This window comes from Micromonospora tarensis, from assembly GCF_016803395.1.
GTDB lineage: Bacteria > Actinomycetota > Actinomycetes > Mycobacteriales > Micromonosporaceae > Micromonospora > Micromonospora tarensis.
Genome location: NZ_JAEVHL010000469.1, coordinates 1 through 1,901, shown reverse-complemented (window position 1 = coordinate 1,901; position 1,901 = coordinate 1). Strand labels below are relative to the sequence as shown.

Below are 1,901 nucleotides of genomic sequence, written 5' to 3'. Positions count from 1 at the left end.
GTGGGGGTGGGGTTAGCGTTGGTCGTGGGCGCGGCGGGGGCCGCAGACGTCGGCACGGGAGCACATGGAGCGGGATCCGTCGGCGTCCAGGCGGACGGTGACCGCGTCGCGGGGAACGCTGTGGCCGACCACCCGACCGTCACCCTCCGGGGTGGACACCCGGCTGCCGACCGCTGGAGCGGACTCTTGGAACCTGGTGTACAGGGGGTGTTCGTACTTCAGGCAACACATCAACCGGCCGCACGCGCCGGAGATGCGCAGCGGGTTCAGCGGCAGGTCCTGGTCCTTGGCCATCCGGATGGTCACCGGCTCGAAGTCGGTGAGGAACGTCGCGCAGCACAGGTCCCGACCGCAGGAGCCGATGCCGCCCTGCACCCGGGCCGAGTCGCGGGCGGAGAGCTGACGCAGCTCGACCCGACAGTGCAGGGTCGCGCCCAGGTCGCGGACCAGGGACCGGAAGTCCACCCGGTGCGGCGCGGTGAAGTACACCGTGCTGCGCTCACCGCCGCTCTCGGCGGAGCCGAGCACATGGTCGACGGCCACCACCTTCATCGGCAGGCCGTGCGAACGGATCAGCCGTTTGGCGGCCACCTTCGCCTCGGCCTTGCGCCGCCGCAGGGCCTCGTCCCGGCGCAGGTCGTCGTCGCCGGCGAGCCCCACCAGGCGGGGAAAGCCGTCGGTGTCCTCGGTCACCCATTGCGCGGCCCACACACACTCCGCCACCTCGGGCCCGTCGTCGGTGGGCACCAGCACCCGATCGCCCACCTGCGGACGCAACTCACCCGGGTCGAGGTAGTAGAGGCGCCCGTACCGGTTGAAGCTGACCGCGCAGAGCATGCCCATCCTCCCACCCTACGACGCTCCGCCGCCGAAGGAGCACGTCGGCTGCGCCCGCCGGCATCCATGACCGTCGACTTGACCTATTGCCGGGCGACCCGTCGTGCCATTGCGCCTCGCCCGGACGGTTGAAACCAGGGCCGGGCAGGAGACAAGACGTGCCCCGGCGGCGTTGAGTGGAGGCAGACCTGCGGGGGGTGCAGGGGGAAGACCCACGGCGTCGCCATGGGCACCGGCTCAGGTCAGGTGCCCGTGCGCGACGCGTGGGCTGTCCAGGGGTCGGACGGCGGCCGCGAGGCGCGGCTCAATTCGCTACCAGCCGACCCGGGTGGGCTGGTCGTAGCGTGGTCGCCCCTCCACCGGCGGGCGCCACGTCGCCTCGGCCAGGCTCGGCGCCCACTGACGCAGCAGCGTCTCCGCACCGTCGTACGCGACGCAGAGCACCGCCAGCACCCGGGCGGCGATCTCGGCAGCGTCGACCACACCTGGCCCGACCGGCCCGGGACGTGTCGGCACGCCGGTGCCGGTGGCGGCGACCACCGCGACCGCCTCGGCCGAGCGGAGCACGTCGGCCATCGTCCGGGCCAGGGCGAGGCGGCTGCCCTCCACCCAGTCGGCGAGCGCGTCCGCGTATCCGGCCGTGGATTCCAGCCGCCCGACCAGGCTGTCCGGGCCCTCGTCGAGGTGGCGCAGCAGCGCCGCCCGCTGTTGCCCGTACGCCGTGGCGGCCGGGCCGGACCAGAGCACCGCGTCGGTGAGCGCGGCGGAGACGTCGTCGTACCCCCGGACCAGCCGGCGCACCGCGTGCCCGGCGCCGGCGAGCGGCGCGGGGTGCAGGTCGAGGAAGCCGCGGACCGCGTCGCCCGGCAGCACCTGCATCCGGCGCAGCAGCGGCAGACCCGGTGCCCCTCGGGGACGCCGGCGGCGATCAGCGTGTCCACCCGGCGCAGCAGATCGAGGCTGGGCTCGGCGAGCCGGTCCAGCGCGTCCATCACGGCTCCCCGGCCAGCCGGCGTCGGGCCGCCCGGTCGACCTCGGCGTAACGGTCGGCGGCCTCCCGCACC

Annotated in this window: 1 protein-coding gene and 1 pseudogene; both read right to left on the bottom strand. The window is 74.3% G+C overall.

The annotated features are described in order from the left end of the window. Positions 1-12 precede the first annotated feature (12 nt). Positions 13-843 carry a PSP1 domain-containing protein gene (locus JM949_RS35600; RefSeq protein ID WP_203152428.1) on the bottom strand — a complete coding sequence of 277 codons (831 nt, stop codon included), beginning with the start codon at positions 841-843 and terminating at the stop codon, positions 13-15. 306 nt (positions 844-1,149) lie between these two features. Continuing rightward, a pseudogene (locus tag JM949_RS35595) lies at positions 1,150-1,829 on the bottom strand (hypothetical protein). Between the last annotated feature and the right edge of the window lie 72 nt (positions 1,830-1,901).

Excerpts from the sequence above, each read along its gene's own strand:
- JM949_RS35600 (WP_203152428.1), bottom strand. The coding sequence starts at position 843 with ATGGGCATGCTCTGCGCGGTCAGCTTCAACCGGTACGGGCGCCTCTAC.